Origin of the sequence: Actinomadura rifamycini DSM 43936, assembly GCF_000425065.1 — a bacterium.
In the GTDB taxonomy this organism is placed as follows: domain Bacteria; phylum Actinomycetota; class Actinomycetes; order Streptosporangiales; family Streptosporangiaceae; genus Spirillospora; species Spirillospora rifamycini.
In genome coordinates this window covers 96,150-115,941 of record NZ_AULB01000015.1, presented here as the reverse complement: position 1 = coordinate 115,941, position 19,792 = coordinate 96,150, and the positions used below count along the sequence as shown (strand labels likewise).

The 19,792-nt window shown below is 72.5% G+C and carries 14 protein-coding genes, 1 pseudogene and 1 riboswitch; of the genes and pseudogenes, 4 read left to right on the top strand and 11 right to left on the bottom strand.

Annotation, left to right across the window (positions count from 1 at the left end; genetic code table 11):
• Positions 1–104: 104 nt before the first annotated feature.
• Complete coding sequence (locus H505_RS51665; protein ID WP_034518060.1) at positions 105–746, top strand: rhomboid family intramembrane serine protease; 642 nt, start codon at positions 105–107, stop codon at positions 744–746.
• 25 nt (positions 747–771) lie between these two features.
• Here the strand turns inward: H505_RS51665 and H505_RS51660 are convergent.
• Positions 772–1,272: pseudogene (locus H505_RS51660) on the bottom strand (DUF418 domain-containing protein); the annotation flags it as partial.
• Between the two features lie 798 nt (positions 1,273–2,070).
• Between H505_RS51660 and H505_RS52385 the strand changes: the two are divergent.
• A complete protein-coding gene (locus tag H505_RS52385; protein WP_051300729.1) occupies positions 2,071–3,333 on the top strand; it encodes a sensor histidine kinase in 1,263 nt (420 codons plus the stop codon).
• Positions 3,330–4,049 (top strand): response regulator, encoded by a 720-nt coding sequence (locus tag H505_RS42075; protein WP_051300728.1) that lies wholly within the window; start codon positions 3,330–3,332, stop codon positions 4,047–4,049. Before H505_RS52385 ends, H505_RS42075 begins: the two co-directional genes overlap by 4 nt.
• Here the strand turns inward: H505_RS42075 and H505_RS0115675 are convergent.
• The 10 genes from H505_RS0115675 to H505_RS42055 form a co-directional block, all read right to left on the bottom strand.
• The gene (locus H505_RS0115675; protein WP_026402764.1) at positions 4,030–4,776 is read right to left on the bottom strand and encodes an SDR family oxidoreductase; all 747 of its coding nucleotides are present in this window, start codon (positions 4,774–4,776) and stop codon (positions 4,030–4,032) included. The genes H505_RS42075 and H505_RS0115675 overlap by 20 nt on opposite strands.
• Before the next feature lie 21 nt (positions 4,777–4,797).
• Complete coding sequence (locus H505_RS0115670) at positions 4,798–6,255, bottom strand: hypothetical protein (protein WP_034518057.1); 1,458 nt, start codon at positions 6,253–6,255, stop codon at positions 4,798–4,800.
• Between the two features lie 80 nt (positions 6,256–6,335).
• Positions 6,336–7,121 (bottom strand): sporulation protein, encoded by a 786-nt coding sequence (locus H505_RS0115665; RefSeq protein ID WP_026402762.1) that lies wholly within the window; start codon positions 7,119–7,121, stop codon positions 6,336–6,338.
• A gap of 145 nt (positions 7,122–7,266) precedes the next feature.
• Complete coding sequence (locus H505_RS0115660) at positions 7,267–7,590, bottom strand: DMT family transporter (protein WP_026402761.1); 324 nt, start codon at positions 7,588–7,590, stop codon at positions 7,267–7,269.
• Positions 7,591–7,620: 30 nt separating this feature from the next.
• Positions 7,621–7,689: riboswitch (guanidine-III (ykkC-III) riboswitch) on the bottom strand.
• Between the two features lie 86 nt (positions 7,690–7,775).
• A complete protein-coding gene (locus H505_RS0115655) occupies positions 7,776–9,104 on the bottom strand; it encodes a UDP-glucose dehydrogenase family protein (protein WP_026402760.1) in 1,329 nt (442 codons plus the stop codon).
• A gap of 78 nt (positions 9,105–9,182) precedes the next feature.
• Complete coding sequence (locus H505_RS0115650) at positions 9,183–10,316, bottom strand: right-handed parallel beta-helix repeat-containing protein (protein ID WP_157433011.1); 1,134 nt, start codon at positions 10,314–10,316, stop codon at positions 9,183–9,185.
• Positions 10,317–10,355: 39 nt separating this feature from the next.
• Positions 10,356–11,513, bottom strand: coding sequence for a right-handed parallel beta-helix repeat-containing protein (locus H505_RS42070; RefSeq protein WP_084550278.1), 1,158 nt, complete (start codon positions 11,511–11,513; stop codon positions 10,356–10,358).
• Positions 11,514–11,593: 80 nt separating this feature from the next.
• Positions 11,594–13,621: a right-handed parallel beta-helix repeat-containing protein gene (locus H505_RS42065; protein ID WP_051300727.1), complete on the bottom strand. Its 2,028-nt coding sequence runs from the start codon at positions 13,619–13,621 to the stop codon at positions 11,594–11,596.
• A 7-nt stretch (positions 13,622–13,628) separates the two neighbouring features.
• Positions 13,629–16,103, bottom strand: coding sequence for a right-handed parallel beta-helix repeat-containing protein (locus H505_RS42060; RefSeq protein WP_157433010.1), 2,475 nt, complete (start codon positions 16,101–16,103; stop codon positions 13,629–13,631).
• Between the two features lies 1 nt (position 16,104).
• Complete coding sequence (locus tag H505_RS42055; protein WP_211238475.1) at positions 16,105–17,373, bottom strand: glycosyltransferase family 2 protein; 1,269 nt, start codon at positions 17,371–17,373, stop codon at positions 16,105–16,107.
• 515 nt (positions 17,374–17,888) lie between these two features.
• On the opposite strand from H505_RS42055, the gene H505_RS0115625 reads away from it, so the two are divergent.
• Positions 17,889–19,724 (top strand): acyl-CoA dehydrogenase, encoded by a 1,836-nt coding sequence (locus H505_RS0115625; RefSeq protein ID WP_026402758.1) that lies wholly within the window; start codon positions 17,889–17,891, stop codon positions 19,722–19,724.
• The last annotated feature ends 68 nt before the right edge of the window (positions 19,725–19,792 follow it).

The window sequence follows — 19,792 nt, the reverse complement described above, 5'->3', positions numbered from 1 at the left end:
CCACTATGGCGTAAGTGACTTCTTGCACCGAGGGGCGGGTGGAAACCGTTCGCGGGTACCGATCGTTGACCTGATGACGGGTTCTCGACCTTACGGTGGCTTACATGAGCTTTCCACCCGACCGGCCCGCCGAGGGCCCGGCCCAGCGGCATCGCTCCGGCGGCCTCGCCAAGCACGGGGCGCGCGCGCTCGGGTCGGCCGTCCTGGTGCTGTCCGTCACCGCGGTGATGTGGGTGCTGGAGACCGTCGACTACGTGGCGAACGGGTGGTTCGACCGGTTCGGGATCGACCCCTGGAACGTCGACGACCTGCCGGACATCTTCACCGCGCCGTTCATGCACGCCGGGTTCGGGCACCTGATCGCCAACACGGTGCCGTTCCTGATCCTCGGGTTCATCGCCGCGACGCGGGGGATCGCGAAGTTCCTCGCCGCGAGCCTGATCGTGATCGTGGTCGGCGGGCTCGGCGTGTGGTTCACCAGCTCGGCGAACACCCTCGGCTCCAGCATCCTGATCTTCGGGTTCTTCGGGTACCTGCTGGGGCGCGGGCTGTTCGAGCGCCGGCTCGTCGACGTCGCGATCGCCGTCGGCGTCGTCGCCGTCTACGGGACGATGCTGTTCGGCGTCATCCCGAGCGACCCGGCCGTCTCGTGGCAGGGGCACCTGTTCGGGCTGATCGGCGGCGTGCTCGGGGCGTGGGCGCTGCGGCGCCGTCCGGACAAGCGCGCCATCGCGGACGTGCCGTGACCGCGGGGGCGGGCCGGTAGACGAGGCGGCGCAGGGCCGTCTCGGCCGGGCCGCGGCGCCCGCGCCGGGCCGCGAGGCCGGCGGCGGCCACGGTCGCCAGCCAGGTCGCGGCGGCGGCGCCGGCCATCGCGGCGGTCCCGACGCCGTCCCCGAGGCCGCCCGCGTACGGTGCGAACAGCGCGACGAACACGACCGACTGGGCGAGGTAGCACGACAGCGAGCGGCGCCCGGTCGCGGCGAGCGCCCGCACGGCCGGGCCGCGCCGTCCGCCGGGCCGGGACGCCGCGAGGGCGAACGCGGCACCGGCGCCCGCCGCCCCGGCGAAACCGGTGAGGACGTGCAGCAGCGAGGCCCCGAACGTCGCCGCGGCGCCGGTGTCCCACAGTTCGGCGGCGATGAGCGCGAGGGGGAGGCCGCCCGCCGCGCCGAGCGGGATCCCGGCCAGGGCGGTGCGGCGCAGCGCGCGCCGGTGCCGGTGCGGCTCGTCGAGGACGCCGCGCCGCGCGACCCAGATCCCGAGCAGCATCGGCGCGAGCGAGGACGGCGCGAGCAGGAGGAAGTCGAGCGGCCACGCGGCGACCCGCAGGACGAGCGCGTCCCACGGCCCGTCGGCCAGCAGCGACGGGACGCCGTTGCGGACGGCGCCGCCGACCGGCGGCAGGCCCACGACGGCGCCCAGCGGCACGGCGGCGACCAGGACGGCGCCCGCCGCGCCCAGCAGGAACCGGTCGCCGGCCCGCACCGCGAAGACGAGCCCGAAGCCGAGGAGGCCGTAGATCGCGAGGATGTCGCCGCCGAAGAGCAGCAGCACGTGCAGCAGCCCGAACACGGCGAGCCACAGGCTCCGCCGCCGCAGCACTCCCCGCGCGCCCGCGCGCCCCACCGTCCGCATGGCGCCGTAGCCGAACAGGGCCGCGAACAGCGGCAGCCACCGGGCGTCCACCAGCGCCACGAGCAGCAGGTCCGCCGCCTGGTCCGCGGGCGAGCCGCCGAGCGGGCGGGAGCGCGCCCCGTACTCGGCGGCGTCCACGTAGTAGACGGAGTTGGCGAGGGCGATGCCGAGGAGCGCCGCACCGCGCGCCAGGTCGGGTGCGAGCGACCGTTCCGGTTCGGGCGTGGGGGCGGGCGGCGCGGGGGCCGGCCGGGCGTGCGGTCTCGTGTCGGTCATGGCGGCGAGTCTGGACGCGGCCGGCGCGGCGGCGTATCCGCCGAACGGGCCATCGCGGATTCAACCGGTTGAATCGCGCCGCGCGGCGCCCCGGCGGCCGTGCGGGGCGGCGATACTGCAGGCGGAACCGAACCGCGCTCCGGAACGAGGGAACAGGTGGACGCCCGCGCCGATCGCAGCCCGCAGAGCCGGTGGGACCGCGGCTGGCTGCTGGCGCCCTACCCGGCGGCGGCGGTCGCGGCGCTGATCACCGTCCTGCAGCGGCCGGCGCCGCCGGCGCTGGCACTGACGCTGGGCCTGTCGGCGCTGGTCGCGGGCTGGCACTGGTGGATGGTGACGGCGCATCCGCAGTGGCCGGAGCGCCGCGCCGCGCCGATGGCGCTGTACTTCACCGTGCAGCTCGGCCTCGCGTGGGTGCTGTACGTGCGCGAGCCCGTCTACGTCGTCCTGCTGGCCGCCTGCTACCCGACCGCGTTCGTGACCCTGCCGGGCCGGTCGGCCTACGCGGGCGTGCTGGCCACGAGCGCGGCGCTCGCCCTGCCGTCCGCGCTCGCCGCGGACTGGTGGGCGTCGCCGGGGCCGCTCGCGACGGCCTGCGGCAGCACCGTCCTGGTCTGCGCGGTGGGCGGGGCCCTGCGGGCCGTGGAGTCGGAGGCGCGCCGCCGCCGCCTGGCGTACGACGAGCTCGCCGCCGCCCACGCGCGCCTGTCCGAGCTCGCCCGGCACAACGAGGGGCTCCAGGAGCGGCTGCTGGACCGCGCCAGGGAGGCGGGCGTCCTCACCGAGCGCACCCGCATGGCGCGGGAACTGCACGACACCCTCGCCCAGGGGCTCGCCGGGATCCTCACCCACCTCGAGGCCGCGGACGGGCACGTCCCGCCGGGCCACCCCGCCCACGGCCACGTCGGCGTCGCGCGCCGCACCGCCCGGGAGAACCTCGCCGAGGCGCGCCGCTGGATGCTGGCACTGCGGCCCGCCCCGCTGGACGGCGGCACGCTGGCGGAGACGATCGGGGTGGTGGCGGAGCGCTGGGCGGCCGACAACGGCGCCCGCGCCACCGTGACCGCCACCGGCACCCCGGTGCGGCTGCGCCCGGACGCCGAGGAGACGATCCTGCGCGCGGCGCAGGAGGCGCTGGCGAACGTGGCGCGGCACGCGCGGGCCCGGCGGGTCCGCGTCACGCTGTCGTTCATGGACGACGTGGTCGCGCTCGACGTGCTCGACGACGGCGTCGGCTTCGACCCGGACGCGCCGCCCGGGCCGTCCGGGCACGGCGGGTTCGGCCTGTCGGCGATGCGGCACCGCGTCACCCGCGTCGCCGGGACGCTGACCGTCGAGTCGGCGCCGGGGCGCGGCACGGCGCTGAGCGTGACCGTCCCGGCGCTGCGGCCCGAACAGGAGGAGGGGGAGCGGGAGTGACCGACCCGGACGGACCCGGCGGGCCGGACGTCGTCCGGGTGGTCGTCGTCGACGACCACCCGGTGGTCCGCGCGGGGCTGCTCGCCATCCTCGGCGGGCGGCCCGACATCGAGGTGGTGGGGGAGGCCGCGGACGGGGCGGAGGCGCTCGCCGTCGTCGCGCGGGCGCGCCCCGACGTCGTGCTGAGCGACCTGCGGATGCCCGGCCCGGACGGCGCCGAGCTGATCGCGCGGCTCGCCGCGGCGGCGCCGCGGACGCGGGTCCTGGTGCTCACCACCTACGACGGGGCGGCCGACGTCGTCCCGGCGATCGACGCGGGCGCGGTCGGCTACCTGCTGAAGGACTCGCCGCGCGAGGAGCTGTTCCGCGGGCTGCGGGCGGCCGCCCGCGGGCGGAGCGTGCTGGCCCCGACGGCGGCGGCCCGGCTCATCGACCGGGTCCGGGCGCCGGCGCGGCCCCCGGCGGGCGCGCTGAGCGAGCGGGAGGTCGAGGTGCTGTCGCTCGTCGCCGAAGGCGCCAGCAACCGCGAGGTCGCCGCCGCGCTGTTCCTCAGCCAGGCCACCGTGAAGACCCACCTGGTGCGGATCTTCGCCAAGCTCGGCGTGTCCGACCGGACGGCCGCCGCGGTCGCGGCCGGCGACCGCGGGCTGCTGCCCGGCCGCGGCGGGCGCCGTCCGGCCCGGCCGGGCGAGGGCCCTACCGGGGACGCACCGTGACCTCGGACACCACCGCGTCGCGGGGCGTCTCGAGGGCCGCGACGAGGACGCGGGCGACCGTCGCCGGGGAGGCGAACTCGTCCGCGTCGTAGGGGCGGCCCTCCTGCGCGCGCACCCGCTGCTGCATGCCGGTCGCGGTGCGCCCCGGGAACACCGTCGTGACGCGCAGCGACGGCTCCTCGGCGCGCAGCGAGTCGGCCAGCGCGCGCATCCCGTACTTGCTCGCCGCGTACGCGGCCCAGTCGGGGTTGGCGCGCAGCCCGGCGGTCGAGTTGACGAAGACGACGTGCCCCCGCGCGGCGCGCAGCGCCGGCAGCAGCAGGCGCGTCAGCTCCGCCGCGGACACCAGGTTCGTCGACAGGTGCTCCAGCCAGGTGTCGACGTCGAGGTCGGCGACGGGCGACAGCCGCACGGTCCCGGCCGCGTGGATCAGGCCGTCCAGCCGTCCGGGGACGTGCGCGGGCGCCAGCGACGCCTCCAGCCTGCGGGGTTCGGCGAGGTCGAGCGGGACCGTGGTGATCGACGCGCCGGGGCTCTGCGCCGCCGCCTCGTGCGGCGAGAAGACCTGGGTGTTGGCATGGGCGCCGGTCCGCAGCGCGGCGGTGAGCGCCTCGAGGCGGTCGGCGGAGCGGCCGGTCAGGACGAGGTCGTGCCCGCGGCCCCGAAGCAGTTCCGCGACCGCCGTGCCGATTCCGCCGGTCGCCCCCGTGATCAGATACGTGCCCATGGCACCCCATTGTGCCGGGCGTCAGTTGGGCCGCAGGACGCGCGTGGCCCCGGCGATCAGCGCGGTGGCCAGCACCCAGCCGGTCGCGACGAGCAGGTAGGCGACCCACCGGGACCAGCCGACCGCGTCGTAGGCGAGCTGCTGCCCGAACGTGTCGAGGGGGATGAGGAGGTCGAGGGAGTAGACGAGCGCGTGGAAGTCGGGCAGCTCGTCCGGGGGCCGGATGGCGTGCGGCTTCTCGTTCGAGAACACCGTGGTGCCGACGGCGAGGAGGAACGCGAACCACGCGAACGCGAGCCACGGGCGGTACCCGTAGCCGACCGTCCAGTCCAGCAGGTGGTTCCAGGCGCGGCCGACGACGTGCAGCTTGCGGCGGCGCGCGCGCAGCTTGGCGAGCTGCACCTTGCGGGCGAGGTCGTCGGCGCCGGTGCCGTGGTACCAGGCGGCGAGCTGCTCGTACGGCTGGAGGTGGAAGTCCGGGTCGCGGGACACCCAGTCGAGGCGCTCCTTGAACCCGGCGCCGCGCAGCGTCTCGTAGACGAGCCCGTTGAGCAGCATCTCGTCCGGCCACCACTGCGGGAGGTCGTAGAGGACGCCGATCCGCGAGTACGACAGGCTGACCCTGCCCTTGATCCGCTCGGACGGCAGGAGCAGCAGCTCGTCGGCGTACATATGGGACGCGTGCAGCGACATGCGCTCCGGGTCGCCCGAGTCGAGGGTCCCCCGCGAGAAGGAGAGGATGCCGTTGAAGCGGGCGTTGCGGAGCCGGACGGTCCCGACGGCCCGGAACCCGGCGCTGAACTCGGCGGCGTCCTCGACGACCATGTTCTGCGCGTCCAGGGCGATGCGCCCCGGGTTGGACAGGACGGTCCGCTCCATGAACAGCCCGCCGTTCATGCGGGCCCCGACGAACCGGACGCCGCCGGTGATCTCGGCGTCGCGGATGAACGTGCCGACCTCCACGACGAGCCCGCCGCTGAACAGCGCCCACTTGGCGGGGTCGTCGGCGGTGATGCGCGTCCCGTTCATGCGGAACCCGCCGGACAGCTGGGCGCGCGGCAGCCGCACCTGCCCCTCGATCGTCGACCCGGACAGGCTGAGGTAGCCGTCCGCGCGCAGCCCGCCGCCGTCGAAGCCGGGCATCCGGCATTCGGCGAACCGGAGCTGGCGGGTGTCGGCGTTGGAGAAGTCGGGCTCCTCGACGAGCCGGCAGCGTTCGAGGCGCAGCTCGTGCCCGACCGTGCCGCCCGACACGTCCAGGCGCCCGATGATGTAGGCGCCGCGCAGCCGCAGGGCCGCGACGGCGCCGGGCCGGGGCTCGCAGGCCCCGAGCAGCAGCCGGGTGAGGACGTCCGCGCGGACGGTCCGGTCGGGCAGCGGGCCCTCGGGGAGGTCGTCGCCGAGGACGACGGTCGTGCCGGAGGGGAACGCGGCCCACAGGCGTTCCTCCGCGTGGGTCAAGCCGGGGGGCGGGGTCACGGGAACCCTTTCTACGCGGCGATCCCCTCCACGATCAAGGTCGGGGAGGGGATCGGCGGCACGGCGGGGGCGGGCGGCGGCTAGAAGAAGCCCTTCCGGCGGCCCGCGTCCTGGAGGAAGCCGTTCAGCTGGGACTCCCAGTCGGTGTTGCCGACGGTCGCGTAGTCGACCTTGAAGCGGCTGAACGAGTCGTGGCCCTCGGTGAAGATGCCGCCGCGCTTGTCGAGCTCCAGGACGACGTCCATGGAGGTCGGGTAGGAGACGAACGTCACCTCGAGCTGCTTGATGCCGCCCGCGTACTGCGGCGGCGGGGTGAACTCGATCTCCTGGTAGAACGGCAGCGTCTGGTTGACGCCGTAGATGCGGCCCCGCTCGCAGTCGGCGTTGCGGAAGCGGAAGCCGAGGTTGCCGAACGCCTCCAGGATGCGCGCCTGCGCGGGCAGCGGATGCACCGCGATCGGGTCGAGGTCGCCCGGGTCGATCGCGCCGGCGACCTCCAGCTCGGTGGCGAGGCCGACGGTGGTGCCGACCAGCGGGCGCCCGTACATGTGCGTCAGGGGCGCCTCCCACGGGATGGCGAACTCGAAGGGGATGGTGTGGCGCGAGCCGTCGTCCAGCTCGAAGCCCCCGGCGAGCGACACCTTCGCGTACTCGAGGTTCGTGACGTGCTCCGAGTCGCCCGACTCGACCTCGACCCGGCTGCGCAGCGCCAGGTTCAGCGACTTGATGTCGGAGTCGTGCTGGCCTCCGATCAGCGTGACCTCGCCGCGGACGACGCCGCCCGGCTGGGTGTTCGGGTCCTGCAGGGTCGTCTCGATCTGGGGGCCGCCGATGCCCATGGCCTGGCGGAGCTTCTTGAAGACCAAGGTTCTTCCTCCCGTGGTGGTGCCGAACGCCCCCTGGCGCTCTCGACACATAGACGCACATGTCGGGGTTCGCGTTCCACCCTGCGGGAAGAGCGGCCGGGGCGCCGTCCGGACGGCCGCCGGACAGCGCCCCGGCTGGGGTCGCTCAGTGGCCCCCGCCCGCCAGGTTGAGGCCGATGACGCCGACGATGATGCAGGTCAGCGCCCCGATCTTCAACGCGGACACCTGGTCGCCCATCAGCAGCATGCCGAGCGCGGCGGTGCCGACGGCGCCGATCCCGACCCAGACGGCGTACGCCGTCCCGACGTCGAGCGTGCGGAGCGCCATGTTGAGGAGACCGAAACTGGTCACGGCGAAGACGAGGAAGCCGACGGACGGCCACGGCTCGGTGAAGCCCTTGCTGGCCTTCAGGCACAGGGCCATGGCCACTTCGAAGAGGCCGGCGACGATGACGAGGATCCAAGCCATGTTCTGCTCCCGTGGACGAGACGGCTGCGGTCCGCGTCGTCTTGTCCTACCGGGTACGGCGCACCTCGTCCGGGAGGGGCCGGACGTGCGTCCCGCCGGGCCCTCGTCCCCGTCCAACGGCCCGCCCCGCCCCGGTGTTCCCGCCGGTGGGCAGCATCACCGGCGGGACCACCGGCCCGGCCGGCTCAGCTCCTGCCGAGCGCCCGGTACTCCCAGCCCGCGGCGCGCCAGCGGTCGGCGTCGAGGGCGTGCCGGCCGTCGACGATCCGCTTGTGCCGGACGACCTCGGCGAGCGCGTCGGGGTCGACCTCGCGGAAGTCGGACCACTCGGTGAGCAGCACGACGACGTCGGCGTCCTTGGCGACGTCGAACGCGCTCTCGCCGTAGCGCAGCTCGGGGAACGCGCGGCGCGCGTTGTCGAGCGCGGCCGGGTCGAACACGCGCACGTGCCCGCCGAGCCCGTGCATGGTGCGGGCGACGTCCAGGGCGGGGGCGTCCCGGATGTCGTCGGAGTTCGGCTTGAACGCCGCGCCCCACGCCGCGATGCGCTTGCCGGAGATCCCGCCGAGCATCTCCCGGACGAGGTCGACGGTGCGGGCGCGGCGGCGGCGGTTGATGTCGTCGACCTCGCGCAGGAACGACACCGCCTGCCCGACGCCGATCTCCTCGGCGCGGTGCGCGAACGCGCGGATGTCCTTCGGCAGGCAGCCGCCGCCGAAGCCGAGGCCCGGCTTGAGGAACTTGCCGCCGATGCGGTCGTCGAGGGCGAGCGAGTCGGCGAGGTCCTTGATGTCGGCGCCGACGGCCTCGCAGACCTCCGCCATCGCGTTGATGTAGGAGATCTTGGTGGCGAGGAACGAGTTCGCCGCGACCTTCACCAGCTCGGCCGTGGCGAGGTCGGTGCGCACGACCGGGGTGCCGAGGTCGAGGACCGGGCGGAACGCCGCCTCCAGCCGCTCGTGGGCCCAGTCGGACGCTACGCCGAACACGAGCCGGTCGGGGCGCATCGTGTCGTCCACGGCGAAGCCCTCGCGGAGGAACTCGGGGTTCCACGCCAGCTCGACCTCGGTCCCGGCGGGCGCCAGCTCGTGCACGATGCCCGTGAGCCGCTTCGCGGTCCCGACCGGGACGGTCGACTTGCCGACGACCAGCGCGCGGCGGTGCAGGTGCGGGGCGAGGCTCCGCACGGCCGCGTCGACGTAGGTGAGGTCGGCCGCGTCCGAACCGGGCTGCTGCGGGGTCCCGACGCAGACGAAGTGCACGTCGCCGAACTCGCCCGCCTCCTCGAACGAGGTGGTGAAGCGCAGCCGGCCCGACTCGAGCGCCTTGGTGAGCAGCTCCGGCAGGCCGGGCTCGAAGAAGGGGACCTCGCCGGCCGCGAGTTTGCCGATCTTGCGCTCGTCGACGTCCACGCCGAGCACCTCGAAGCCCAGCACCGCCATGCAGATGGCGTGCGTCGCACCGAGGTAACCGGTCCCGATGACGGTGAGCCTCGGGGCCTCCGCCTGGTTCATGGCACTTCTCCTTCTCGATGATGGTGACGGTAGAGCCCCTAAGAGCGCTTCCCCGTGTCGCTGGCACTGCCCCCTGTGTCAGGAGCACTGCCCCGTGTTGAGCAGTTCGCCGCCCGAGACCCTGTTGTCGCAGGCGACCGCGTTGCCGGCCGAGTCGAGCCTGATGCCCACGCCCTTGGCGTCCCCGAGGGCGATCACGTTGCGGCGGAAGACGTTCCGCGTGCCCCAGCCCTTGTACTCCTCGTGCGTCTGGAACCCGTCGGCGCCGGTCTTCGCGCCGCGGTTGTCCTCGACGACGTAGCCGTTGCCCTTGACGTCGACCCACGAGTCGTTGAACCCGCCGGACAGCTCCGTCCCGTCGAACGCGTTCCCCGCGATGCGCCCGCCGGACGTGCCCTCCTTGACGTCCACCGCCTCGGCGGTGGACCTGATCTTGTTGCCGGCGACGAGGTTGTTGTCGCTGCGGTCCGGCTGCCCGCCGGTCAGCGTGCCCCAGTTGTTGTGGGACGAGCCGAGGTAGACGCCCTCGCCGAAGCGGGGGTTCTCGCGGCCCGTGCGCGATATGGAGTTGTACTGCACGGAGTTGCCCGTGCTGAACCGCCGCAGATGGACGGCCTCGTCCCCGATGTTGCGGATCGTCAGTTCCTGGACGACCGACGCTTCCGTCCCGTCGAACATGACGCCCTTCTGGCTGTTCTGCAACGTGAAGCCGATCAGCCGCCAGTGCGCCGCGTCCTGGAGGTGGAAGCCGTACCCCTCGCCGGTGCCGCCGCCGTCCAGGACCGACTCCGGCGTCCCGCACACGAAGATCGGCCGGTCCCGCGCGCCGGACTTCTGGCTCAGGAACCGCCCCCGGAACGTGCCGGGGGCCAACTGGATGACGGTCCCCGGCTCGGCGACGTTGAGCGCTTCCTGCAGCTTGACGGCGTCCGTCACGGTGACGGTCGGCTCCGGGCAGGAGATCCGCTCGGTCGAGGTGGGCAGCGGGAACCGCTGCGCGCCGCCCGGCTCGCCCGCGCCCGCCCCGCCGCCCGCGCCGGCGGGGCCCGTCCCGTTCGGGGCGGGCACGTCCGCCGACGGCCCCGCCACGACGTCACCGCCGGACGGGACGTCCTCCGGGTCGTCGCCGGATCCGGTGGCGAGCACGACGAGCGCGCTGGTGGCGACCGCCCCGGCCACCAGGATCCCGGTGAACTTCAGATCGATCTTCACGATGCACCAGTTTCGCCCCGGTCGCGCGCGTTCCGCGCGTCAGGAGCACTTCCCGTCCTTGGTGAGCTTGCCGCCGTTCACCATCTTGTTGTCGCACTTGACGATGTTGCCGCCCTTGGTGTCGGCGATCCCGACGCCGTTGCCGCCGCCCAGGTCGATGGTGTTGCCGGTGAACGTGTTGTTCTTGCCCCAGCCGTCGATGATCTCGTGGGTCTGGAAGCCGTCCAGCGGGGTCCCGGTGCCCTTGTTGCCCTGGATCAGGTAGTTGTTGCCCTTGACGTCGATCCACGAGTCGTTGTGCTTGCTGCCGCCGGTCTTCGTCCCGTCGAACACGTTGTTCAGGATCTTGCCGCCGGACGTGCCCTCCTTGATGTCGACCGCCTCGGCGGTGGCCCGGATGACGTTGCCGCGCACGACGTTGTTGTCGCTCTTGTCGGGCTGCCCGCCGGTGATCTTCTTGAAGTTGGACTCGGCGCTGCCCAGGTAGACGCCCTCGCCGAACTTCTCGCGGCGCATCCCGGTGTTGTAGATCTTGTTGTACTGGACGGTGTTGCCGGTGGAGAACTTCCGCAGGTGGATGGCCTCGTCGCCGATCTGGTGGACGGTCAGCCCCTGGATGTACGACCCGTTGGTGCCGTCGCCCATCACGCCCTTCTGGCTGTTGCTGACGGTGAACCCGATCAGCCGCCAGTAGTTCGCGCCGTCCAGGTGCAGGCCGTAGCCCTCGTCGACGCCGCCGCCGTCCAGGACCGCCTTCGCGTCGCCGCACAGGTAGATCGGCTGCTGCTGGGTGCCGTCCGTCTTCGCGACGAACTTGCCCTGGTAGGTGCCGGGGTTCATCTTGATGACGTCGCCGGCCTTGGCGCTCCGCAGGGCCGTCTCCAGGCTCGCGGCGTCGCTCACCGTCGTGGTGGGCGACGGGCAGTCGATCTTGCCCTCGCCCTCGGGGACGGGCAGCGTCAGCGCCGGTCCGGCCGCGCCGCCGTTCCCCTCGTCGCCGCCGTCGCCGCCCTCGCTCTCCTCCTCGCCCGGCTCGGTCGCGCCCGGTGCGGGAGCGACCGGCTCCAGCGACGAGTTCTGCGACGCGTTGCCGGGTTCGGCGTCGTCGTCGCCGGTGAAAAGGATCACCAGCGAGCCGACCACGACGGCGCCGATCAGCAGGCCCGCGAGGAACTTGATATCGATTTTGACTGTCATCGGACGGTCTACTCCTTGGATCCGCTCTGGTGCGTCATTGCCGTGCCGTGCCGTGCGCCGACCGGCCCGATGGGCCGGGCCTAGTGGTCGACGCGTGTCCCCGCGGGCTGCCGTCGCTGCTGGTGCGGCGGCGCCGCGGGAGCGGTACGGCGGAGCAGGCGCACGGGGCGCTCCTCGAGTTTGGTCTGGTGCTCGTACGGGTGGGCGCCGCGCCGGCCGATCCGCATCCCCGCGCCCCGCGAACGGAACATGGAGACGGCGACCAGCAGGAAGACGCCCGCCCAGATGACGTTCATGGGCTTGAACACGCGCTTGACCCAGGTCCAGAAACCGGCGGTCTTGTTCCAGCCCTTGATGTTGTTGCCGGTGTTCTTGTACTGGCCTTTGGCGCGGTCGTAGTCGAGCGCGCTCGACCCGGACCCGCTGATGGTGTTCCCGGCGATGACCGTCGCGGAGACGTCGCCCTTCAGCGTGACGCCGTGCCGGGACGCCGACTGGACGGTGTTGCCCTGCAGCGTCACCGACGAGTCTCGAACGTACAGGGCGGTCTGGGTGCCGTGGATGACGTTCCCCGCGACGCTGCCGCCCTCGACGCCGTCCCGCAGCACGATGCCCTGCCGCTCCGGCCCCCGGATCTGGTTCCCCGAGATCTGCACCTGGGTCGCCATCTCGCGGGCCACGATGCCCATGTCGCCGCCGGTCACCCGGCTGTTCTGCACGGCGACGTTGTCGCCGCCGAGGATCTCGAACCCGTACCGCTCGTTGTTCTCGGCGGCGCTCCCGCTGATGAGGTTCTGGCCGAACGCCGTCGTCCCCTCACCGGACGCGGACGGGCCCTCCGCGAGCGGCTGCCCGTTGAGCGTGTAGCCGTTCCCGCCGTTGTCCCGGGAGTTGCAGTTCGTGATCCGCACGCCCTCGGTGCCGCGCGACAGGACGAACCCGTCGCCGCGGCTCCGCGACACCGTGGTGTTCTCGATCGTCGCGTTCTTCGCGAACCGGTGCAGCAGCACCCCGTTCACGAGGCTGCCGGTGATCTCGTTGTTCGCGAGCCGCGTCTGGTTCGACGCCGTCACGAAGATCCCGTAGGCGTTGCCGTCGAACGTCGAGTTCTCGATCGTCCCGCTGACCAGGCTCGCCTGCGGCACGTGGAAGGAGGTCGCCCCGCCCGCCCCGTTCGCGGCCTGCACCTCGATCTGGTCCTGGTTGCCGCGGGTCTGCTCGCGCGAGCCGTCCGGCATCCGCACCTGGTGCGGCGCCCCCGGCTGGGCCTGCTCGGCGGAGGAGTCCGGACGGTCCGAGCCCGTCAGCGAGACGCCGCCGGTGCGGCCGCTCCAGAAGCCGAGGTGCTTCACGTTCGTGTAGGTCATGCTGAACGAGCCGCCGATCGCCCGGATGTAGGCGCGGCCGTCGCTCACCTTCGTGTCCGGCGAGCGGGTCTCCTCGTTCCAGCTCGTGATGTTGACGGGGTTCTGCGCCGAGCCGTTGATCCGGACGCTCCCGCCCGCGCTCACGATCGACGCGAACGAGCCGGGCACGCTGCGCATCCGGATCGTCAGCGGCCCGGTCGAGCTCTGCAGGACCAGCTTGCCGCCCGCCGCCACCATGATGCTGACGTTCAGCAGGTACGACCCGTCGCCGAGCTGCTGGAAGTCCTCCCCGGCGAGCTTCTGCAGCTCCGACACGTAGTAGGGCTCGCGGCGCTGCGGCAGCATCAGGGTCCGGCCGTTGGCGGAGCTCATCAGCCGCGGCTGCCGCGCCTGGACGGCCGTCGCCCCGCCGCCCGCGATGTCCGACTCCTGCTGGGCGCGGGTCTGCATGACCCGCAGGTCCTCCTGGTCGACCAGCGTCGACTGCTGCTGCGCGGCCGTCGAGGTCACGTCGTTCACCCCCGGCATCTCCGGCGGGCGGTCCGCGTAGACGCGGTACGCGTACGTCCCGCCGCCCGCCAGGCCGAGCACCAGGACGGTCGTCAGGATTTTGCTGCCGCGCCCCTTCTTCGGGGGCGGGGCGGCGTGCGCCGGTCCGGACGGGACGGGGGCCGGGGGCGCGGGCGGGGCCGCCGGACCCGGGGGGCGGGACGGACCGGGCGCGTTCGCGGGTGCGTTCATCGCGGTCTCAGCTCCGTTCCGGCTGCGGGACGCCGCTGCGCGGCGTCGGGTGCGGGGGCGTCTGGGGCGGCTGCACCGGCAGCGGCCCGGTCGTCGTCGCGCCGTTCGGCGCCGCGGGCCGCGCGGCGGGCGGCGCGGGCTGCGGGCGCGGACCGGACGGCTGCGGGCCGTTCGGCCCCGTCTGCCACGGCGGCGCCGTGTTCCCGCCGCGGCGCCCGGCCGCGGTCGGGATCGGCTGCGGGACGGGCACCGGCCCGCCGGGCGGGGCGGCGTGCCGTCCCGCGACGGGCTGCCCGGCGGGGACGCCCGCCGGGGCGGCGCCGACCGGGACGCCCGCGGGCGCGGCCGCCGGGGCGGCCGGACCGGCGGGCGGGGGGCCGGCGGGGCGGCGCGGCAGGCTCCACACCTGCCGCTTCTCCATCGGCTGCTGCAACTCGTACGGGTGCAGGCCGGTGCGGCCGATGCGCAGGCCGCCGTTGCGCGCCCGCAGCATCGAGAACAGCACCATGAAGAACACGCCCGCCCAGATCAGGTTCATCGGGGTCAGGTAGCGCCGCGCCTTCATCCACAGCGACGCCGTGTCGGTCCAGCCGTCGGTGTTGTTGTCGTCCTCGGCGATGTCGCCGCTCGACCGGGACGTGCTGACCGCGCTCGTCCCCCGGCCCTGCAGGGTGTTGTTGCGGACCTCCGAGCCGTCGGCGTCCCCGACGAACGTGATGCCGTGCGCCGCCGCGCCCTTGATCACGTTCCCGGTCATCGTGCCGGACGAGTCGCGCAGGTAGATGCCGGTGCGGGCGCCGACGATCGTGTTGCCCGCGAGGCTGGCGTCCACGACGCCGTCCCGGACCGAGATCCCCTGCCGCACCTGCTCGGTGAGCTGGTTGCCGGAGATCTGCACCTCGGTGGCGCCCTCCCGCACGACGATGCCCATGTCACCGCCGATGATCTTGCTGTTCTGCACCGACAGCTTGTGCCCGCCGAGCAGCTCCACGCCGTAGTGGCCGTTGCCGCGGGCGACGCTGTTGCTGATCGAGCTGCCGCCGAACGTCTGCAGCGACTCGCCGGACGCCGACGGCCCCTCGGCCAGGGCCGCGCCGTTGACCGTGAAGCCGTTCTGGCCGTTCCCCTCGGCGGTGCTGTTGGTGACGCGGATCTTCTCGGTGGCCCGGGCGAGGACGAACCCGTCGCCGCGGCTGCCGGTCACCGTCGTGTTCGAGATGTTGGCGTTCTTGGCGAACCGGTGCATGACCAGCCCGTCCACCAGGCTGTTCTCGATCCGGTTGTTGGTGATCTGCGACTGGTTCGAGCCGGAGACGAACAGCCCGAACGCGTTCCCGGTGATCGTGGTGTTGTCGATGGAACCGGTCACCAGGTCGGCGGCCGGCACGTGGGTCGCGGTGCCGCCCGGCTCCTGGATCTCGATGTCGCCGGGGCCGCCGCCCCCGCCGCGGTTCTTGTTGGCCTCGAGGCGCTCCTGCTTGCGCTGGTGCCGCTCTTCCTTGGTGTAGCGCTTGTACTCGCTCTGGGGCCGGTCGGTGCCGGTCAGCGCGATGCCGCCGGTCCGCCCGCTCCAGAAGCCGAGCTGGGCGAACTTGGCGTGCTTCGCGTGGAACTCGCCGCCGACCGCGCGGATGTAGGCGCGGCCGTCCGCGGTCTCGGTGTCGGGGCGGTTCGTCCGGGGGTCCCAGCTGATGACCTGCACCGGGTTCCGCGCGGTGCCCTCGATGTCGATCTTGCCGCCGAAGCTGACGATCGAGGCGAACGCGCCCGGCAGGCTGCCCATCCGCAGGACCAGCGGGCCGTCGGGGTTCTTCAGCGTCAGCTCCGCCCCGTCGGCGACGTACACCGGGATGCCGAGCAGGAAGGAGCCGTCCGGCAGCCGCTTGAAGTACTTGCCGCCGTACTTGGCGAGGTCGGCGACCGTGTACGCCTGGCCGGTGTTGGGCAGTACGAGCGTCTTGCCGTGGCTGGAGCCGAAGATCTGCGGCTGCTTCCACTGCCCCGTCGCCTGCCCGCCGATCTGCAGGATCGCGGTCAGGACGGACCGGATCTGCAGGATCCGCTGGTCCTCCTGGTCGACGAGCGCCGCCTGCGTGTCCGCCTCACCGGCCGGCTGCCCGGGCTGCTGGGCGCCCTGCTGCTGCGCGCCCTGCTGCTGCCCGTTCTGCTGCTGCCCGTTCTGGGGTTGCCCGTTCTGGGGCTGGCCGTTCTGGGGTTGACCGTTCTGGGGCTGTCCGGAGGGCTGTCCGGACGGCTGGCCCGTGGGCTGCCCGGACGGCTGGCCGCCCTGGGTGGGCTGGCCGCCCTGGGTGGGCTGGGGGGTCGGCGCCGCGTGCGCCGGGGGAGCGGGCAGCAGCGCGACCACCGGGAGGAGGCCGATGCCGAGCGCGAGCCCGGCGGCCGCCGCCGTCCGCGGGCCGCGCCGGAGCGGGCCGGGCGGGCGCATCGCGCGCGTCCGCGTCAGGGGGGTGGGAAAGGTCACCTCAGCCAACTCCCTGCAGCGAGCTGGCGCTCTGCCCGGCGCCGCCGACCTGGTCGGCGGAGCGGGTCAGCCAGCCCTGCTTGTTCATGGTGATGAACGCGTACAGCTTGATCGGCAGCGAGATCATGATGATCACGAGGGCGGTCAGCGGCAGCAGCAGGATCTCCTTCGGGTGGCGCTTGAGGTGCGACCAGCCGCGCACGCCGCGGCCGAACAGCACCCAGCCGATGGCCAGCGTGATGCCGAGCGGGGTGAGGTTGTCGAGGATGCGGCTGAAGATCAGGTAGCCGAGCGTGACGCCCATCGTCACGGGGGTCAGCAGGATCTGCAGGACGGTGACCTTGGTGACGAACGGGGTCTTCCACAGCCAGCCCTTCCACAGGGCGGTGAGGTAGCAGCGGTAGGAGTTGCGGCTCCATCGGATGCGCTGCTTGAAGAAGGCGCGGAACGAGTCGGGGAACATGGAGATGGCGCGCGCGGACGACTGGTGCACCGTCTTGTAGCCCTGCGACAGCGTCAGCCAGGTGAGGCGCCCGTCGTCGCCGGCGATGCAGCGGCGGCCGAGGAAGAACTCGTTCTCCAGGTTCTCCACCACGGGGAGGATGACGGAGCGGCGGTACGCGGCCGTCCGGCCCGACAGGCAGGCGACGCCGCCCTTGGAGCCCATCGCCGGGACGTAGTCGTAGTAGCGCAGGTTGACGAGCCAGTCGGCGATCCGGCGCCACACGCTCGTCTCGCGCTGGTAGACGTTCTGCTGGGTGCCGACGCCGCCGACCTGGGGGTCCTCGAAGGGCATCTGGACGGCGTCCAGCAGGCCGGGCTGCCACCAGGTGTCGGAGTCGGCGAACACGATGATCTCGCCGCGGGCCGCGCGGATGCCGACGCCGAGCGCCGACCGCTTGCCCGAGTGCTCGTAGACGAGGACGTGCACGCGCGGGTCGGTGACCTGCGCCAGCCGCCGGTGCCCCTCGGTGTCGGCGACGTCGATCACGATGATGATCTCGCTGGGGTTCTGGGCGAGCCAGCTGTCCAGGCAGCGCATCATGATCTCGGGGTCCTCGCGGTACGAGGGGACCACCACCGAAACGGTCGTGCGGAAGTTGTTCACGACCGGCTTGTCCATGCGGGAGAGGATCACCCGGTAGAGCCAGAGCCCCCAGACCAGCAGTCCCGCGAACCCCAGCGGGATGAAGTCCCGCCAGTCGCCGCTGGAGAACGCCCCCGTCACCGAACTCCAGGCATCATCGAGCCACCCCGTGACAGACGACAATTCAAGTCCTTCCTCTCCTCGGGCTCCGGGGGAGAACCCGCAGACCCTTGCGACCCCGTGCCACCTCAAGTAAGAGGGACGAGCTCCCCCATTGGTTCACGTTTGCCAGATCCGGTCATGGCGCCCGGAAACGTGAGAGAGCTAGCGATGAGACCGTGCTTTGTCAAGGGTTAGGCGAGGATCGTTCCGAAAGCGATGTCCCGGCAATCGATGCGTAGGCCGGGGGACATGATTCTGAAACGCCCAACCATGAGTTGACCAGCCTGTTGAGGGCGAAATGTCCTGTTTGTCACTTAATGTTCGTTTGTGTGTACCAACCGGTAACGGAGTTGCGCCGTACATGTGAGTTGCGTCACTTTGTAGGCCCGATGGTAAGGCATGTGTGGCCCGGGTCCCGACGAATGCCGCCTTCCTGGTGGTTCTCGCTGGTTACCAGCGGGTAGCATGTCGTTGAGTTACTGACCAGTACGCAGTGCGGGGCCGTCGGCAGCCCGCCGAGCCGAACGGAGTCTCGAATGGGGCACTACAAGAGCAACCTCCGTGACCTGGAGTTCAACCTCTTCGAGGTGTTCAGGCGCCAGGACCTCCTCGGAAGCGGCCCGTACGCGGAGCTGGACGAGGACACCGTGCGCAGCATCCTCGACGAGGTGAACCGCCTCGCCGAGGGGCCGCTCGCCGACTCGTTCGAGGACGCCGACCGGAACCCGCCGGTCTTCGACCCGGCCGACGGCAGCGTCACCATGCCGGAGAGCTTCAAGAAGAGCTACCAGGCGTGGATGGACGCCGAGTGGTACCGCCTCGACCTCGTCCCCGCGTTCGGCGGCAGCGGCGCTCCCCGCTCGCTCACCTGGGCCGTGGCCGAGCAGGTCCTCGGCGCCAACCCGGCCGTCTACATGTTCTCCTCCGGCCCCGGCTTCGCCCAGATCCTGTGGCAGATCGGCACCCCCGAGCAGAAGCGCTTCGCCGAGCTGGCCCGGGAGCGGCAGTGGGGCGCGACGATGGTGCTGACCGAGCCGGACGCGGGCTCCGACGTCGGCGCGGGCCGCACCAAGGCCGTCGAGCAGCCGGACGGGACGTGGCACATCGAGGGCGTGAAGCGGTTCATCACCTCGGCCGAGCACGACATGTCCGAGAACGTGTTCCACCTGGTGCTGGCCCGCCCCGAGGGCGCCGGCCCCGGCACCAAGGGCCTGTCGATGTTCCTCGTGCCCAAGTACATGGTCGACCTCGAGACCGGCGAGCTCGGCGAGCGCAACGGCGCCTACGTCACCAACGTCGAGAAGAAGATGGGCCTCAAGGTCTCCACGACCTGCGAGCTCACCTTCGGTGAGAAGCACCCGGCCGTCGGCTACCTCGTCGGCGACGTGCACGAGGGCATCAAGCAGATGTTCCTCGTCATCGAGTACGCCCGCATGATGGTCGGCACCAAGGCGATCGCCACCCTCTCCACCGGCTACCTCAACGCGCTCGAGTACGCCAAGGAGCGCGTCCAGGGCGCCGACATGACGCAGATGACCGACAAGACGGCCCCGCGCGTCACGATCACGCACCACCCGGACGTCCGGCGCAGCCTCCTCACGCAGAAGGCGTACGCCGAGGGCATGCGGGCGCTCGTCCTGCTCACCGCCTCCTACCAGGACGCCGTGCAGATCGCCGAGCACGAGGGCCGCAAGGACGAGCAGGCCGAGAAGCTCAACGACCTGCTGCTCCCGATCGTCAAGGGCTTCGGGTCCGAGCGCGCGTACGCCCTGCTCGGCGCCGAGTCGCTGCAGACCCTCGGCGGCTCCGGCTTCCTGCAGGAGTACCCGATCGAGCAGTACATCCGCGACTCCAAGATCGACACCCTGTACGAGGGCACCACCGCCATCCAGGGCCAGGACCTGTTCTTCCGGAAGATCCTCCGGGACAACGGGGCGGCGCTGAAGGTGCTCGCCGGCGAGGTCAAGGCGTTCACCGAGAGCGACGCCGGCAACGGCCGCCTCAAGAACGAGCGCGCCGCCCTCGCCCGCGCCCTCGACGACGTCCAGGGCATCCTCGACCCGATGGTCGGGTGGGCGCTCTCCTCCATGGAGAACCCGAAGGAGCTGTACAAGGTCGGGCTGAACAGCAGCCGCCTCCTGCTCGCCCTCGGCGACCTGATCGTCGGCTGGCTGCTCTGCCGCCAGGCCGAGGTCGCGCTGACCGCCCTCGGCGGCGGGGACGTCTCCGACTCCGACCGGGCGTTCTACACCGGCAAGGTCGCCGCCGCGCAGTTCTTCTGCCAGACCGTCCTGCCGCGCCTGGCCGCCGACCGCGCGGTCACCGAGGCCACCACCCTGGACGCCATGGAGCTGCCCGAAGAGGCGTTCTGACGCGCCGTCCCGCACGTGCCGGGGAGGCCCCCTCGACCTCGCACCCCGACCGGGCCCGCCTCCCGCCT